Source organism: Colwellia sp. BRX10-4, assembly GCF_014077465.1.
Taxonomy (GTDB): Bacteria; Pseudomonadota; Gammaproteobacteria; order Enterobacterales; family Alteromonadaceae; genus Colwellia_A.
The window spans coordinates 159,774-176,174 of the sequence record NZ_JACGVZ010000005.1 but is presented as its reverse complement, the minus strand read 5'-3'; the positions used below and the strand labels follow the sequence as shown (position 1 = coordinate 176,174).

Genomic DNA, 16,401 nt, shown 5'->3' with positions numbered 1-16,401 from the left:
AGAGTCAGAGCCAAAGCCAGCGCCAGAGCCAGAGCCAGAGCCAGAGCCAGCAGCTAAGGCTGGTTTTTTTGCTCGATTAAAGCAAGGACTCACTAAAACACGCCAAAATATTGGTGGTGGAATATTTACGTTATTGAGTGGTAAAAAAATTGATGACGAGTTATTTGAAGAACTCGAAACCCATTTGCTGTTAGCGGATGTGGGTATTGAAACGACCACAAAAATTATAAAATCACTTACAGAAAGTGCATCACGTAAACAACTTAAAAATGCTGAAGCTTTGTATGATTTACTCAAAGAAGAGTTAAAGAAAATTATTGAGCCAGTAAGTGTACCGTTAGAGATTAATAATGATTCAGGTCCTTTCGTTATCTTAATGGTTGGTGTTAATGGGGTTGGAAAAACCACCACTATTGGTAAATTAGCGAAAAAATTTCAAGCTGAAGGTAAATCGGTCATGCTAGCGGCTGGTGACACGTTTAGAGCCGCGGCGGTTGAGCAATTACAAGTGTGGGGCGAGCGCAACGATATTCCTGTTATTGCCCAGCATACAGGCGCAGACAGTGCTTCTGTTATTTTTGATGCGATTAGTGCCGCAAAAGCCCGTGGTGTTGATGTACTCATTGCCGATACTGCTGGCCGGCTGCAGAACAAAAGTCACTTAATGGATGAATTGAAAAAAGTTGTCCGTGTCATGAAAAAGATCGATGATAAAGCACCTCATGAAGTGATGTTAACTTTAGATGCAGGCACTGGACAGAATGCGTTAAGCCAAACAAAATTATTTAATGAAGCGGTTGGTTTGACGGGACTAACATTAACCAAGCTTGATGGTACGGCTAAAGGTGGTGTTGTCTTTGCTATTGCCGATAAAAATGCGATTCCTATCCGCTATTTAGGCGTCGGTGAAGGCATTGATGACTTACGTCCATTTAACGGCGATGATTTTATTGATGCATTATTTACCCAAGATAGCTAAGATTTACGGTATAGTTCTGATGTCCGCTACACGATGTGAAGAATAATAAAAATAAGAGTATGGCCATTTTATGATCCACTTTAACAATGTCAGTAAAACCTATCCCGGTGGCTTTTTAGCACTTAAAAATGTTAGTTTTGAATTGGCAGCGGGTGAAATGGCATTTTTAACCGGACATTCAGGAGCGGGGAAAAGTACACTCTTAAAGCTAATGAGCTTAATGGAAAAGCCGACCAGTGGTAAAATCCAAATTAACGGTAGTGAAATATCAAATATAAAGTATAAAGATATTCCCTATGCTCGTCGAAAAATAGGGATGATTTTTCAAAACCATAATCTATTAATGGACAGAACTATTTTCGATAATGTTGCATTACCTCTAGTTATAGAAGGGTATAGCCATAAGGAAACGCGAAAACGTGTGGAAGCAGCGCTAGATAAAGTCCATTTGAGCGATAAGTTACGTTGTTTTCCTAATATGTTGTCAGGTGGAGAGCAGCAGCGAGTTGGCATTGCCAGAGCATTAGTGAATAAGCCATTAATCTTGCTTGCTGATGAGCCAACCGGGAATTTAGATCCTAAACTTTCCTTAGATATTATTCGCTTGTTTGAAGAATTTAATGATTTTGGCGTTACCGTACTTATAGCTACACACGATCTGGGGCTAATTGCTAGAATGAAATATAGAACGCTGACGCTTAAACAAGGTTCAATGATCACCGATGGTATCGTTGAAGGTTTACAAGTTAAGCATGAAAATAATGAATAAACCTACCCGTTTTGGCCAACCGTCGCAGAAATTAAATTTTGCAGCAAAAATAACAGATAGATTAATTCGACATGTTCAACAAGCCGTAGGTAGTTTAGGTGATTTATGGCGTACCCCTTTCACCTCAATAATGACGGTTTTGGTTTTAGGTATCAGTTTGACCTTACCCGCTACGTTACATTTATTTGTCAAAAATGCTAAAGCCATCAGTGAACAGTGGGACACCGCCTCAGAAATTAGTTTATTTTTGAAATTGTCAGTGACTGACAAAGCGGCACAAAACTTAGTTCACCGAATTGAACTTTATCCTGAAGTTGCCAACGTTACTTATATTTCAGCAGAGCAGGCTTTACAAGAGTTTAAAACCTTATCTGGTTTTGGACAGGCGCTAGAATATTTAGATAAAAACCCCCTACCAGCAACACTGTTAGTGACCCCAACAACGCGTGCTAGCCAAACACAGGCGGCTGGAGAGTTATTATTGAAGCTAGAAAAAGAACGAGAGGTTCAGCAAGGAAAATTAGACCTTGAATGGCTTTCTCGATTAGAAGCTATTGCTAAACTTATTGAAGATATCGTGGTAGGTATCGGTGCATTACTGTGTCTGTCTGTGGTGCTCATTATTGGCAACACTATACGCTTAGCTATTTTAAATCAAAAAGATGCGATTGCTGTGATGAAACTTGTTGGCGCGACGGATAGCTTTATTCAGCGTCCTTTTTTATATGCGGGCCTTTGGTATGGTATTTTGGGGGGTGTGGTCTCTTGGTTATGTGTGGCTCTGCTCGCTAAATATTTATCGGGGGCTCTCTCTGAATTAACCCACTTATATCAGAGTAACTTTATTATAAGTGGTTTAAGCTTTTCAGAAGCGATGACACTGATATTATTTGCCGTTATACTCGGTTTATCAGGAAGTTATATTTCAGTGCGTAAGCATATTCGTACCATAGAGCCTACCGCTGATTAATAAAGTCTACTAAATGTCGATTTAAGTTCCACAGGCGATCATTTCGTCTGCCCATGACAGTGAGTCTTTATAAGCTTGAAAACAAAGTTCACTCTCTAAAGTAATTCTCTTGGCAATTTCTTCACCCTTTACCCATAAGCCTTGTTCAATGTTTTTTACTAATGACAAGTAATCTCCAAGGTCACACTGCTCGCTTCTTAATGCCGATTTTATGCCTTGATGAATAGGTAACACACCTAATACATATTCTAAATCATGGTCTATAATACCATCGATTAACGATAATATACCGGTGAGAAAAGCTTTAGGCGGATTTTCACTTTCAAAGCGGCAAAGGGCGATTTTTTCACAAAACTTAGCTCGTGCTAAAGAAAGACGCATAATTTCTGGATTTTTATCTGAGCTTAAATCTGACAGCGCAAGCAACGCGATAAATTTTTTCAGTTCAACTTGTCCAATATAAGCAAGAGCATGTTTTAACGATGTTATTTCTTGGCTACTACCATAAGTAGGACTATTGATAAAACGCAGTAATTTATAGGTTAAGCCGGGGTCAACGGCAAAAATTTCACTGATTTTGTTAATGTTTAATTCTACTTGGCTTGCTTGGCTGATCAGTTCGAGGATATTTTGTTTTGCCGTGGTGATTTTTCGCTGTTTTAGTATTTCTGGTTTTGCAAAAAAATAACCTTGAAAAAGTGTAAATCCCAGCATTTTTAATTGTTCAAATTGTTGTAAAGTTTCTACTTTTTCAGCTAATAGTGTTACGTTTAGCCTGGCAAGTTCTCTGACCAGCTTGCTAATTTCTAGAATAGAAAACTGAAGGACATCAATTTTGATAATGTCTATGATAGGGTAAAATGGAGCCCACTTTTCATCAAAGTCAAAATCATCTAAGGCTAATTTATAACCCTTCTCATGAAGTGACTGGCAAGCAGCTAATAGCTCAGGGGTTACCGGAACGTCTTCTAAAATTTCTAATACCACATTTTTGGGATCAAGGAAGCTTGGGAAGTGAAAAATCAAAGTATTAGCATGAAAGTTAATATATGCGGGTAGATCACCAGTGACTTGTTCTATACCTAAGCTTAAATGGTTATTAGTTAGTATGTTAGATGTGGCTTGATTAGGATCAATATCAGGAAAACTGTTACTTTTACCATCACGAAAAAGCAATTCATAGGCAACAACATTTTGTTTAATATCTAAGATGGGTTGACGAGCAACGTATGAGTACAAATTATAACCCTCTAAAATTCATTTATAAGTTACTTAAATACATAAAGTAATAGCCACATCCTTGCTAAATTACATCTTGATACAAAAGCTAAGATATTGTTTTGTAAATTTTAAGTGTTTTCTGATGCTTTTATTTTAACAAATGTACACAAAAAAAACAGATAAATCTACTTGACTGAGTTGTTTCGTCTTGTGTTGTAAGGTAATGTGTGGTTCGTTGCTCGCCTACACGATCGATGTATGCTATTATAGCGAGCCAGAAAGTTAAAAAATTATTTAAGAATTATTAAAGAGCGATAAAGAGGGGTTTTTAAAATGAGTAAACCGATACAATCAATGGCGCTAACAGTTCCACGTAGCGGTAGTATTGAATCTTACATGCAGTCTGCTTATGGCATTCCTATGCTTACAGCACAGCGTGAGAATGAACTCGCCACTCGTTTATATTCAGAAAATGATTTACAAGCGGCACAAGAGCTTATTATGTCGCATTTACGATTTGTTATTCATGTAGCAAAAGGTTATGCAGGTTATGGTTTACCTCAAGCTGATTTAATTCAAGAAGGTAACGTTGGTTTAATGAAAGCTGTTAAGCGTTTTAACCCGGAAGTGGGTGTACGCTTAGTGTCGTTTGCTGTTCATTGGATAAAAGCTGAGATTCATGAGTTTGTGTTACGTAATTGGCGTATTGTTAAAGTGGCAACAACCAAGGCACAACGTAAATTGTTTTTTAACCTTCGTAAAAACAAAAAACGTTTAGGTTGGTTCAGTAACGACGAAATTAATAATGTTGCAGAGACTCTAGGTGTTACGCCTAAAGATGTTTTAGAGATGGAATCTAGAATGAGTAATCAAGATCAGGCTTTTGAGCTGTCATCTGACGATGTTGATAATTCTGCTGGTGGAGGTTACTCTCCAGCCTTATATCTTGAAGATCATCAGTCAGATCTCGCTGTTCAGGTTGAAGATGAAGATCACTCTTCTCATGCTAATAAGCGTTTATCTAATGCTTTAGTCATTCTTGATGAACGCAGCCAAGATATTATAAGAACCCGTTGGTTAACTGAAGATAAAACGACGTTACAAGATTTAGCTAACAAGTATCATATTTCTGCAGAGCGTGTCAGACAGCTAGAAAAAAATGCCCTTAATAAACTTAAAGGTTCAATGGCTGCTTAGTTATTGGATCATGTCTGTACCAAAAAAAAACCGATTTATGTCGGTTTTTTTATGTCTGCTTTTTGTAGATTTTCTCTTTTGAGCACTGATACTAGCTTGCTTATGTTAATCATTAACGGTCTTTCATCTCTTTTCGGTAAACGTTGCGTAACTCGTAAATTATAGTGTACAAAAAATAGGCATATACTGTATTGATCTTATCAATTCAAATAAGGTACTAGCCAAGTGGTATTAATTTGGTAGACTAACCGCTTAAAAATAATACTAATAACTAATTATGGAATCGCCTTGACGGAATTAAAGGCAAAGGAAGACATTCTGGCATTACGTCAGCTTCCCAAATTAAAGTCTCTACTTAAAAAGTATCGGCAGGTTAAAACCATGCAGTCGGGTTTGTTGCAGTTGTCTGAATTGGCAAGCACAGTAACCGATATGGCAGCCTTTTATGCTGAGCTTAAATCGGTGATTAAAACATTACTAATTACCGATAGTTTTCATATCACCCTGATCAATTCAAAAGATAACCTTGAGCTTGCTCATTGCCACAACCCTGAAGAAATTCGTTTACATGATCATTTAAAAGTTGCTGACTGGCGAAAGTGCTTAACAGGTATGGTTTTTGAAAGTGAAAAGCCGATGCATTGCTCGGCTAAAGAACGCCTCGCATTAGCAAAATCAGTTGATATTTTTCTGTATGGTTCATCCTGTGTTGATTGGCTTGGTGTTCCCCTTAGACGTGGCAGTCAGGTTATTGGTGTTCTGGCATTACAAAGTTACGATGATAAACTTTACTTTGATGAATATGATTGTCAGTTGCTTGAATTTATTGCCTTGCATTTAGTGACCGCTATTGATCGTGTACGTAGTCGTGAACTACTAGAGCAAAGTATTTTACAGCGTACTGAAACGCTAACCGAAATGAATAAGCAGCTACAAGTTGAAATTGCTGAGCGTAAGAAAGCGGTAAAAATGCATAAAGCCTTACTATCAATTTCAGAAATTACGGCTAATTCACAAGATATTGATTGCTTCTATCGAGCTATCCATCAAGAAATCAATACTTTATTACCAGCAAAAAACTTATATATTGCCTTGTTAGACACGGGTGATAACAAAGATAGTTCTATTGTGACTTTTCCCTATTATGACGATGAAAAAGTGCATACACCTCTGCCTCGAATGTTAGGCTTTGGGCTGACAGAATTAGCGATGAATGCTGTTGCACCGACATTAATTACCGAAGATGAAGTCTTTTATTTATCTGAGCAAGGCGAAATAACGAGTGAAGCGCTGACGATAGATTATCCTAAAAATAAAATGCCACAAGCATGGCTTGCTGCTCCATTAATGGAAGACGGTAAGATCTTCGGCATTTTAGCTATTCAGCATTACCAAGATTCGCAAGCCTATCAACAAAGTGACCTAACTTTAATACGTTTTATTAGCCAGCACGTTGATACCGCTATTTTACGTAAGCGTTCGCAAGCCGAAATAAAAAAACACCATGAAAAATTAGAAAATACGGTTAATCAACGTACCCAAGAGTTACAAGCGAGTAATTTAAATTTGCGTATGCAAATTGATGAGAGACGAAAAGCAGAAGCGCAACTTTACTATGAAGCACATCACGACGGCCTAACAAAATTACCCAATAGAGCGATGTTTTCAGACCGATTGAGCTATGCATTACGACATTTAAAGCGTCATCCAGATCAACGCTTTGCGGTGTTATTTATCGATTTAGATCGCTTTAAAATGATTAACGATACATTGGGACATCATGCTGGAGATGAGTTTCTTATTGAGATAGCACTAAGATTACAAGACTGTGTTAGAGATAATGATATTTTAGCGCGTTTAGGGGGAGATGAATTTGTTATTTTGCTTGATTCACTACAATGTCAAGATGATATTGAAGAAGTTGCCTCTCGCATTATTACCGCTATTGCCAAACCCTTCAGTTTAGGTGGTCATACACTTTACTCGAATGCCAGTATAGGTATTGCGCAATGTAGCAGTCATTATAAGGATTCTCATGAAATTTTACGTGATGCTGATGCCGCTATGTACCAAGCTAAAAACTTAGGTCGTGGTCGTTATGTCTTTTTTGATGAAAGCATGCGAGAAAAACTGATAGCCAGTATGACTTTAGAGCAAGAATTACGAATTGCTATTACCGAGAGTCAATTTGAACTGCATTATCAGCAAATATCCAACTTAACGTTAACGAATACCATTGGTTTTGAAGCCTTATTACGTTGGCAGCATCCAACTAAAGGTTTATTAACGCCAAGCGAATTTTTATATATGGCCGAAGAAACTGGCATGATATTAGACATCGAAGCTTGGGTTATTAAAGAAGTTAGTCAACAATTAAAAAGCTGGCAACAAAATACTGAGTATTTTAATGCTTTTATTGGTATTAATTTATCGGGACGTCATTTAGTTCAAGCGAATCAGCTCAATAAGTTGATCAAACAAATTAAAGACGCAGCTATAGAGCCTCACCGTTTAATTCTTGAATTTAATGAATCTGCATTTGCCCAACAAAGTGAATTAGCCCTGAAGAACTTACGTCGATTAAAAGATTTTGGGGTTAAGCTCGCTCTAGATGATTACGGCGCGGGTTCATCGTCATTAAACTTCTTACACAACTACCCGTTTGAATTTATCAAATTAGACAGAAGTTTTGTTCGTACGCTAAATACTAATAATAAAAATCTGTCGTTAGTGAAGGCTTTGCATGATTTGGGCAGTAACTTTGGCTACCATTTAGTCGCTGAAGGAATCGAGTCAGAGGAAATGTTGAAAAAGTTACAGAACGCCGGTTGTGAATTTGGTCAGGGCTTTCATATTAGTCGACCAATAAAAATGCCACGAATAATAACCGAAAGTGAGGTTATCGTTAAAGTTAGTGCCTAATTTTTCTTTAACAATTAATCATATTTTACTAAAAAAACCTTCGATGCGTAGCGCAATTCCGGGTGTGGTGGTGTAGTTATCCTCTTTTGACCACTCTAAAAATGGTTCTACTTCAAAAAACAACCATTTTTCTAGTGCATTGAATCGATAACGATAACTCAGTGTATATTTGTCGGTAAAAAAACCATATTGACCATTACGCTCACCTTCAACTTGCAAACCAACAACGGAGGCTGTTGTTGAATCTAATTGGTTTAATTGATAAAAGCCGTGTTTCCATCGGATGCCACTAAATGATTCAGAGCCGCGAATAGTATAATTGACCCTGTATTGTGATTTTTCATTATATTGATAATTATATTCAAGAAATAACTTGGCTCCAAGACCATCACCTAAGAAGTAATACGTTGAAGGTTCAACTTTAAAACCGTGCTTTTCATTGAAGGTATACAACTTGCGCTTACGTATCTTTATAAAAATATCACCGCCTGAAATTCCTAATCGAGTATCGACTAAGCTATCGCTCTTCTTTTTAACCACATAACGTAAGGCCGCGGCAAAGCTTTCTTCATTTATTTCTGGCTGAGTACCGATGCCATCGAGGGGTAATTGGCCATCTTCAACGTCATCCTCATCGGAAAGAATCAAGCTCATCTTGTCTTTAAAGTGAGGTAACTTTATTTTTAATCGAAAACGAGAGTCAAGCTCCGCCAAATGACGTGCTTTGGGTATCCAGCCAAAACGTATTTTGGCTGTTGCTTTAGGTTCAATTTGTTGGCTATCAATATCGGTAAAAAAACTATCAAACCAAGTAGCCGATTGATAAACGGAATTAGCGATGGTGTCGTGTACGTCTTGACCCCAGTCATCGGGCACAAGAGTGGGCACAACATGCCTTTGTGGATGTTTGATAGGTTTTACTATTTGCTTTTCAGTGTCACTGTCCATGTTTTGATCTTGTCTAGCATTACTCTGAAAAGTAGTGAAGGTAATGCTGATCATCAACAAGCAACTCAGATAAATAAGGTGCTTTTTCTGCAAAGTTTGTCCTATCGCATTATTTTGTCTATCAAAGGATGATTTTTCATTTTAAAACTTTATAATGAATCCATTGTAAATAATAGGGGTTTATCATGGGAAATATGGGTATTTGGCAATTATTAATTGTTGCGGTCATTATAGTGTTGTTATTTGGTACAAAAAAATTACGTAATCTAGGTGGAGATTTAGGCTCTGCGGTTAAAGGTTTTAAAAATGCTATGACAGATAGTAACGCTAAAAAGGAAGAAGAAAGTGCAGAAAATATTGCTGATAAGTCTGTTACTACCGACACCGAAGAGAAAGTAAAAACAAAAGAAAAAGATCAGGCGTAAGCGATGTTTGATATTGGCTTTTGGGAGCTGTCGCTGATTGCGATAATAGGTATGATCGTTTTAGGTCCAGAACGCTTACCTGTTGCGATTAGAACGGTGCGCGGTTGGATAAGTGGTGTTCGTAAATTTAGTGATAGTGTAAAAACCGAGCTTACCGAAGAATTACGCATACAAGAATTACATGCTAATTTGAAGAAAGCTGAACAAGCGGATATGAAAAATCTATCACCTGAGATTGCTGAATCATTAAAAACATTAAAAGAAGCTGCTGAGATGGTCAATCGTCCTTATCAATTAGATAAAGAGCCTGAAAAAGTTGACTCACAAAGTATTGTCTCAGAAAATATTGAAAAAAATGATAAGGTGACTGAAGAAGCAGCAGTCACTGCTAACCTTTCATCTTCACAAGAAAATAAAAAGTAACACCATGAATCCATCTCCAGCAAGTAGTTATACTTTATTTGATCATTTACTCGAATTACGCAGCCGATTGTTGAACGTTGTGGTAGGCGTTTTGGTTGTCTTTTTAGGCTTATTCTATTTCGCTAATGAAATTTATGAATATGTTTCCAAACCCTTAATGGAAACCTTACCTGAAGGGGGACAAATGATCGCAACCGATGTTGCCTCTTCTTTCTTTGCTCCTTTTAAATTAACCATGGTACTTTCTATTTTTATTGCCATGCCCTTTATTCTTTATCAAATTTGGGCTTTTGTCGCGCCTGGCTTATACAAGAATGAAAAACGCTTAGTTATTCCACTGATGTTCGGCAGCACTTTGCTATTTTATGGGGGTATTGCTTTTGTCTATTATGTGGTTTTCCCAATAATTTTTGCTTTTTTTACTTCTGTAGCCCCTGAAGGGGTAAATATTGCCACTGACATTACCAGTTATTTAGATTTTGTTCTAAAATTATTTTTTGCCTTTGGGATAGTTTTTGAAATACCCATTGTTATTATTTTACTGTGTTGGACCGGTTTTACGGATCCCGACAGTTTGCGTGCAAAAAGACCCTATGTTGTTGTTGGTGCTTTTGTGGTTGGTATGTTGTTAACACCGCCTGACATTATTTCACAAACATTATTGGCAGTACCCATGCTGTTATTATTTGAATTAGGCGTTTTTATAGCGTCTATTTACCAGAAAAAACAAACTGATCATCAATACAAGGAAACTGAATAATGCTAAAAAAGATTGGTATATTAATCACCATATTGCTTGTTTTTTCAACCAGTAGCTATGCTAAAACATTAAGTAATGAATTAGAGCAATGTGTTAAAGTTCAAGATGATTTATCGCGCCTAAGCTGTTTTGATAGATTATCACTTACTTCTAAAAATACAGTCGAAATAAAAGAATCTCCTACACAAGTTCAAAAAGAAGCACGTTTTGGTGGTGATAAAATTGAGAAGAAAAAACAACAAGACAGTGGGTACAATTTAGAAAAAGTCATTTATACCGTTGCAAAAATCAATAAAAGCATTAGAAAAAAATTAACAATACATTTCGAGAATGGCCAAGTGTGGAAACAAAATGACACTATTACATTGCGACTGAAAAAAGAAGATAATGTCGAAATATCTGCAGGCATGTTAGGTTCATTTTTTTTGAAAAAAATCAATACCAATAGAGCTATCCGTGTAAAGCGAATTAAATAATATAATATGATAGACGTTGGTGTAAATTTAACGAATGCACGTTTTGATAAAGACCGTGATGAATTAATCGCGCGGGCTAAATCTGCCGGTATTAGGGCGATGTTAGTTACCGGAACTAATATCGCTGAAAGTCATAAAGCTTTAGAATTATCTGCACAATATCCAGATTATCTTTATACCACAGCGGGTATACATCCCCATGATGCCGATAATGTCAGTGATAACTATTTAGATGACATTCGATTATTAGCTAAAAATAAAGCGGTAAAAGCGATTGGTGAATGTGGCTTAGATTTTAACCGTAATTTTTCTACGCCAAAGCAACAAAAAAAAGTGTTTGCTGAACAAATATCATTAGCTGCAGAACTTCAATTACCACTTTTTCTACATCAACGGGATGCTTTCCCTGTCTGGTTTCAATTACTATCTCCTTATTTAAACACTGTGCCTGCTATGGTTTCTCATTGCTTTACCGGTAATGAAAATGAGTTAAATCAATGCTTATCAGCTGGTATGTATATTGGTATTACCGGATGGGTGTGCGACGAACGTCGTGGAGAACCATTACAAGCGCTTATTCCATCAATTCCATTAGATAGGTTGATGATTGAAACAGATGCGCCATATTTAACACCTAGAAGCATTAAGCCTAAACCCAAAAGCAGTCGCAATGAACCAAGCTATTTACCTTACGTCATAGAAAAGCTTGCTCAATTGTACCAATGCCATAGCGACGACATTATTAATGCCACCAGTGAAAATGCGCGAAAAGTTTTCAACTTAGGTGAGTGTTAATGATCTCACTCTTTAATCGGTCAACTTCTTACCTTTTTATTGTTACAATATTAGTGGTAATTTTATCGATAATTCAGTTGGTTATGCTATTTTCATCGATGACCTTATTGTTATTAATTATGGCTCTCTTCATGGCGTTTTTAGTATTTTCACAAGATAAAAACACTAAAAACTCTCTTGCTAGCAATGCAGCAGATCAGCACGTTGAAAATGAAGTTCAAGATAACGATGAGCTTGAAAGTAAAGTACAAGAGCGTACTTTAGAGCTCAATATTGCTTTGCAAGAACTCGAAGAAGTTAATAAAGAGCTAGAAGAAAAGAATACGTTAGACGACCTTACCGGTTTGTATAACCGGAGATTTTATGATCAAAAAATACTCGCTGAATATCGACGTAGTCGCCGTAACTTAACGCCCTTGAGCTTAGTGATTATTGATATAGATCATTTTAAAAAAGTGAATGATACTTATGGTCACTTAGCCGGTGATGAATGTTTAATCGTAGTGGCTGCTTGCATTAAAAGTTGCTTGCGAAGAAGTGCAGACATCAGTTGTCGTTATGGCGGTGAAGAATTTTGTTTAATTTTGCCTGAAACAGATAGCCAAGGGGCATTAGCACTGGCTGAAGAATTAAGGGAAAGTATTGCTAGCTGTCAGGTTAGCTACAATAACACTATCATAAGTCTAACCATTAGCTGTGGCGTTAGCACTTATTTACAACAAAAAGATGTTCAAGCCGAGCATCTCTTTGCCGCAGCAGATCAAGCCTTATATCAAGCAAAACATAATGGCCGCAATCAAGTGAGACAACAAGACTTTGTCAAAGCTAGCGATAGTTAACCGCTAACTTATCAACTTTATTTATATAGGAAAATTTTATGAGTAACGCTTTTGGGCAATTTCCTGCCCGCAGAATGCGCCGCATGCGCCGTGATGATTTTTCGCGTCGCTTAATGTCAGAAAATCAATTAACCGTTAATGATTTAATTTATCCGGTTTTTGTTCTTGATGGCGAAAATCAGCGCGAAGCTATAGCTTCTATGCCTGGAGTTGAACGTGTAAGTATTGATTTATTATTAGAAGAAGCGCAAGAACTGGTTGATTTAGGTATTCCTGCCATTGCTATATTTCCTGTCACTCCAGCAAATAAAAAGTCATTAATGGCTGAAGAAGCCTATAACCCTGAAGGATTAGCTCAACGTACTGTTCGTGCTCTTAAAGCAAAGTTTCCTGAATTAGGGGTAATAACCGATGTTGCTCTTGACCCTTTTACGACCCATGGACAAGATGGCATTCTTGGCATAAAGGGTAAAGATGAGGGTTACGTATTAAATGACATTACCAAAGAAATTTTAGTTAAGCAGGCGTTGTCTCATGCTCAAGCGGGTGCCGATGTGGTTGCCCCTTCAGATATGATGGATGGTCGTGTTGGGGCAATTCGTCAAGAATTAGAAAAACATGGTTTTGTAAACACGCGAATTTTAGCTTATTCAGCAAAATATGCTTCTAATTATTATGGTCCTTTTCGTGATGCTGTTGGCTCTGCAAGTAACATTAAAGGCGGTAATAAATTCTCATATCAAATGGACCCAGCAAACAGTGATGAAGCATTACATGAAGTTGCTCAAGACATCGCCGAAGGTGCAGATATGGTCATGGTAAAACCGGGTATGCCTTATTTAGATATTGTGCGCCGAGTAAAAGATACTTTCCAAGTACCAACATATGCTTATCAGGTGAGTGGCGAATATGCAATGCACATGGCAGCCATTCAAAATGGCTGGTTAGCTGAAAAACCTTGTGTTATGGAAGGGTTACTCGCTTTTAAACGTGCGGGCGCCGATGGTATTTTAACTTACTTTGCTAAAAAAGTGGCTTACTGGTTAAAGGAACAATAATGTTATCGCCCGATCTTAAGGGCGCTGATTGTAAAAATCTTACTTTGCAATGCTATAAGTAGATAGTAAAAATATATAGGCAAACGACTTATTCTATTAGCTCAGGTGTTTTAGCTGGTAGGATAGCTTGTTTAATTTTACTAAGTCGAGCATTAATGCCCAGTCACAAACAGTCATTATTTTCACTGCATAGTGCGGTGTTACTTTTCGCTATATCGGGTCTTTTTGCTAAGTGGCTAAATATGCCAGCCAGCCATATTGTTTTTGGCCGTGCTGCTTTTGCCGCGGCAACTATTGCGATTTTTGTTTTACTGATTAGAAAGCAGTCTCTAAGGGTTGAAAAGTCACTACTATTGCCGCTTGCTTTTACCGGTTTGGTTTTAGCTTTTCATTGGGGGAGTTTCTTTTATGCTATTCAGGTATCAAGTGTCGCAATTGGCTTGATCACTTTTGCAACTTTTCCTGTCTTTGTTAGTTTTCTCGAACCTATGTTGTTTAAAGAAAAATTCCATTATAAGGCGTTATTGCAAGCTTTACTCACGGTTGTTGGTATCTTATTTATTCTACCACTTGACCATTTAAGTGCAGGGGATATCGATGGTGTTATATGGGGAATGACATCGGCAATGAGTTTTGCTTTATTAACACTGTTAAATCGAAAGTTTGTTGCCAAAACATCGGCTAAAAAAGTGGCCTTTTATCAAAACGCCTGTGCTACGGTATGTTTATTACCCTTAATGTTTTTATATCCGATCACCATATCTTACCAGCAGCTGTCGGTATTAATTATTTTAGGTGTTCTTTTTACGGCAGTTGCTCATACATTATTTAATCATTCTCTAAAGGTAGTTAAAGCGCAAACAGCAAGTATCGCGGTAAGTTTAGAGCCTATCTACGGTTCTATAGCTGCGTATTTTCTTTTAGGTGAACAAATAACGCTTATGATGGTGATTGGTGGCAGTATTGTTATTTTTACCAATCTTTGGGCATCTAAAACCAATAGTTAATCATCACTAAATATTGATATTTAACTATGTTATTGAGCTTCACAGAGTAGATATCAAACAATAAATGAATGGTTATTTAAGGGCTTCTTGAGTCTCACAAAAGATGTTAAGTGATAAATGAAGCTGTGTTAAGTGAGCACTTTCTTGGAGCAGTTCGTCAGCGATAAGTGGGTGTGCAGCAAGCCAAGTCGTCGGTAAACATAAATTGATAATGTCATCACGGGTACTTTTAATAATAGTGGTTTGATATTCGGGTAAAGCATCATCTTTGCGACGTCGACATAAAATGATGGCTAAACGTAAAATAACTAACAGGTAGCTGGCTTGCTGAAAATTTACTGCCGTTTGGTTTTCTAGCAAATCGACATCAATATCACCTTTGTGTAACCTGACCAAGGTGACTAGTAATTGTCGTTCAATTTGATTAAACCCAGGTAAGTCAGCGTGTTGTAATATGTATGCACCATGCTGCTGATGCTGCTTAAATTCTAATAACAAACCAATTTCATGTAATTCACAGGCAGCACTTAATAATGCTAAGCTGTTTTCTTCATCTAATGACCAAGTTTCTTTATAGGTGTGAAATAAACTTGTCGCTTGTTTTTGAATTCGTGCAGAATGTTGATTATCAATATGAAATTTTTCAGTGAGAGAATTAATCGTACTTTGACGGATACTCATATCTACCTTTTTAGGCAGCATGCTGTAAAGTAAACCTTCACGTAAAGCACCACTTGATAACTGAATGTTTTCAATGTTAAAGCTTTCAATGACGGCAATTAAAATAGCGACGCCACTGGCTATAACGGGCGATCTTTCTTGGCTAAGCCCAGCAATCTTAATTTCACTGATTGTTTTACATTGTATTAACTGTTGTTGAACAGTCTGTAAAAAAAGCAGATTAACACCAGTGCTCTTATGGTTAAATTGTTGCATTTCTGTCAGGGCTTGCATGGTGCCAGAGCCACTTAACACTAACTTCCAACCCGTTTCTTTAAAACGCTCGACCAAAGGAAAGATTACTTTTTTTGCTGCAGCTATAGCAAGAGTAAAATTTTCAGCCGTTAATTTATTATCAGAGAAATAACCGCTATTAAAAGTGACACAGCCAATATTTAAGCTTTCGACTTGCTTAGTTTCAAAACCATCACCTAAAATAAGCTCAGTACTTGCGCCGCCAATATCAATTACAAAGCGTTGTTTAGCGCCACAACTGGTATGTGCTACCCCTAAATAAATATTTTTGGCTTCTTGTTTGCCACTGAGTAGCTTTATTTTTTGTCCCAAAATTTTATTAGCTTGTGTTAAAAATTCTTCACGATTTTTAGCAAGACGCAGGGTTGCAGTCGCGACAATACGGACGTTTTTTTGAGGGATATCTTGCAGCCGTTCAGCAAAAAAGCTTAAACATTCAAGGCCTCGGGCAATTGCGGCTTGGCTTAGTTGGTTGTCTGAATTTAAACCGGAGGCTAAACGAACTTTACGTTTAACTTTATCAACCACCTGAACGCTATTGGCTAGCTGTCGGGTGATCAACATATGAAAGCTGTTTGAACCTAAATCGATCACCGCATAAAGAGGTGTGGAAATCTCAGTATGGGTGATCGTCATA

General features: G+C 37.4%; 16 protein-coding genes. 13 read left to right on the top strand and 3 right to left on the bottom strand.

The window, feature by feature from the left end:
* From ftsY to ftsX, 3 genes are all read left to right on the top strand, one after another.
* A partial coding sequence (gene ftsY / locus H4J67_RS06855; protein WP_182203247.1) for a signal recognition particle-docking protein FtsY occupies positions 1-979 on the top strand: 979 nt, incomplete at its 5' end.
* A 70-nt stretch (positions 980-1,049) separates the two neighbouring features.
* Positions 1,050-1,748, top strand: coding sequence for a cell division ATP-binding protein FtsE (gene ftsE, locus H4J67_RS06850; protein WP_182175925.1), 699 nt, complete (start codon positions 1,050-1,052; stop codon positions 1,746-1,748).
* A complete protein-coding gene (gene ftsX / locus H4J67_RS06845) occupies positions 1,732-2,718 on the top strand; it encodes a permease-like cell division protein FtsX (RefSeq protein WP_404842779.1) in 987 nt (328 codons plus the stop codon). The genes ftsE and ftsX overlap by 17 nt, the downstream gene beginning before the upstream one ends.
* 21 nt (positions 2,719-2,739) lie before the next feature.
* On the opposite strand, the gene H4J67_RS06840 is transcribed toward ftsX, so the two are convergent.
* Complete coding sequence (locus H4J67_RS06840) at positions 2,740-3,957, bottom strand: EAL and HDOD domain-containing protein (protein WP_259368512.1); 1,218 nt, start codon at positions 3,955-3,957, stop codon at positions 2,740-2,742.
* A gap of 315 nt (positions 3,958-4,272) precedes the next feature.
* On the opposite strand from H4J67_RS06840, the gene rpoH reads away from it, so the two are divergent.
* Positions 4,273-5,136, top strand: a complete 864-nt coding sequence (rpoH, locus tag H4J67_RS06835; protein ID WP_182175927.1) for an RNA polymerase sigma factor RpoH — start codon at positions 4,273-4,275, stop codon at positions 5,134-5,136.
* 288 nt (positions 5,137-5,424) lie between these two features.
* On the top strand, positions 5,425-8,058 hold the full coding sequence (locus tag H4J67_RS06830) for an EAL domain-containing protein (protein WP_182203245.1): 2,634 nt from the start codon (positions 5,425-5,427) through the stop codon (positions 8,056-8,058).
* Positions 8,059-8,076: 18 nt separating this feature from the next.
* On the opposite strand, the gene H4J67_RS06825 is transcribed toward H4J67_RS06830, so the two are convergent.
* Positions 8,077-9,099, bottom strand: coding sequence for a hypothetical protein (locus H4J67_RS06825; RefSeq protein ID WP_182175929.1), 1,023 nt, complete (start codon positions 9,097-9,099; stop codon positions 8,077-8,079).
* A 92-nt stretch (positions 9,100-9,191) separates the two neighbouring features.
* On the opposite strand from H4J67_RS06825, the gene tatA reads away from it, so the two are divergent.
* The 8 genes from tatA to H4J67_RS06785 all read left to right on the top strand — a co-directional run bounded on the left by tatA (position 9,192) and on the right by H4J67_RS06785 (position 14,789).
* Positions 9,192-9,431, top strand: a complete 240-nt coding sequence (tatA, locus tag H4J67_RS06820) for a Sec-independent protein translocase subunit TatA (RefSeq protein WP_182175930.1) — start codon at positions 9,192-9,194, stop codon at positions 9,429-9,431.
* A 3-nt stretch (positions 9,432-9,434) separates the two neighbouring features.
* Positions 9,435-9,854 carry a Sec-independent protein translocase protein TatB gene (gene tatB, locus H4J67_RS06815; RefSeq protein WP_182175931.1) on the top strand — a complete coding sequence of 140 codons (420 nt, stop codon included), beginning with the start codon at positions 9,435-9,437 and terminating at the stop codon, positions 9,852-9,854.
* A gap of 4 nt (positions 9,855-9,858) precedes the next feature.
* Complete coding sequence (tatC, locus tag H4J67_RS06810; protein ID WP_182175932.1) at positions 9,859-10,614, top strand: twin-arginine translocase subunit TatC; 756 nt, start codon at positions 9,859-9,861, stop codon at positions 10,612-10,614.
* Positions 10,614-11,090 carry a hypothetical protein gene (locus H4J67_RS06805; RefSeq protein ID WP_182175933.1) on the top strand — a complete coding sequence of 159 codons (477 nt, stop codon included), beginning with the start codon at positions 10,614-10,616 and terminating at the stop codon, positions 11,088-11,090. Before tatC ends, H4J67_RS06805 begins: the two co-directional genes overlap by 1 nt.
* 6 nt (positions 11,091-11,096) lie before the next feature.
* Positions 11,097-11,885, top strand: a complete 789-nt coding sequence (locus H4J67_RS06800) for a TatD family hydrolase (RefSeq protein ID WP_182175934.1) — start codon at positions 11,097-11,099, stop codon at positions 11,883-11,885.
* 131 nt (positions 11,886-12,016) lie between these two features.
* Positions 12,017-12,724, top strand: a complete 708-nt coding sequence (locus H4J67_RS06795) for a GGDEF domain-containing protein (protein WP_259368511.1) — start codon at positions 12,017-12,019, stop codon at positions 12,722-12,724.
* Between the two features lie 38 nt (positions 12,725-12,762).
* The gene (gene hemB, locus H4J67_RS06790) at positions 12,763-13,782 is read left to right on the top strand and encodes a porphobilinogen synthase (RefSeq protein ID WP_182175936.1); all 1,020 of its coding nucleotides are present in this window, start codon (positions 12,763-12,765) and stop codon (positions 13,780-13,782) included.
* Positions 13,783-13,937: 155 nt separating this feature from the next.
* A complete protein-coding gene (locus H4J67_RS06785) occupies positions 13,938-14,789 on the top strand; it encodes a DMT family transporter (RefSeq protein ID WP_182175937.1) in 852 nt (283 codons plus the stop codon).
* A 72-nt stretch (positions 14,790-14,861) separates the two neighbouring features.
* On the opposite strand, the gene H4J67_RS06780 is transcribed toward H4J67_RS06785, so the two are convergent.
* Positions 14,862-16,400, bottom strand: a complete 1,539-nt coding sequence (locus tag H4J67_RS06780; protein WP_182203244.1) for a guanosine-5'-triphosphate,3'-diphosphate pyrophosphatase — start codon at positions 16,398-16,400, stop codon at positions 14,862-14,864.
* Between the last annotated feature and the right edge of the window lies 1 nt (position 16,401).

What these genes read in the sequence shown, in the direction of transcription:
- ftsE (WP_182175925.1), top strand. Translation starts at nt 1,050, where the DNA reads ATGATCCACTTTAACAATGTCAGTAAAACCTATCCCGGTGGCTTTTTA.
- ftsX (WP_404842779.1), top strand. Translation starts at nt 1,732, where the DNA reads ATGAAAATAATGAATAAACCTACCCGTTTTGGCCAACCGTCGCAGAAA.
- rpoH (WP_182175927.1), top strand. Translation starts at nt 4,273, where the DNA reads ATGAGTAAACCGATACAATCAATGGCGCTAACAGTTCCACGTAGCGGT.
- tatA (WP_182175930.1), top strand. Translation starts at nt 9,192, where the DNA reads ATGGGAAATATGGGTATTTGGCAATTATTAATTGTTGCGGTCATTATA.
- tatB (WP_182175931.1), top strand. Translation starts at nt 9,435, where the DNA reads ATGTTTGATATTGGCTTTTGGGAGCTGTCGCTGATTGCGATAATAGGT.
- tatC (WP_182175932.1), top strand. Translation starts at nt 9,859, where the DNA reads ATGAATCCATCTCCAGCAAGTAGTTATACTTTATTTGATCATTTACTC.
- H4J67_RS06805 (WP_182175933.1), top strand. Translation starts at nt 10,614, where the DNA reads ATGCTAAAAAAGATTGGTATATTAATCACCATATTGCTTGTTTTTTCA.
- H4J67_RS06800 (WP_182175934.1), top strand. Translation starts at nt 11,097, where the DNA reads ATGATAGACGTTGGTGTAAATTTAACGAATGCACGTTTTGATAAAGAC.
- H4J67_RS06795 (WP_259368511.1), top strand. Translation starts at nt 12,017, where the DNA reads ATGGCGTTTTTAGTATTTTCACAAGATAAAAACACTAAAAACTCTCTT.
- hemB (WP_182175936.1), top strand. Translation starts at nt 12,763, where the DNA reads ATGAGTAACGCTTTTGGGCAATTTCCTGCCCGCAGAATGCGCCGCATG.
- H4J67_RS06785 (WP_182175937.1), top strand. Translation starts at nt 13,938, where the DNA reads ATGCCCAGTCACAAACAGTCATTATTTTCACTGCATAGTGCGGTGTTA.
- H4J67_RS06780 (WP_182203244.1), bottom strand. Translation starts at nt 16,400, where the DNA reads ATGACGATCACCCATACTGAGATTTCCACACCTCTTTATGCGGTGATC.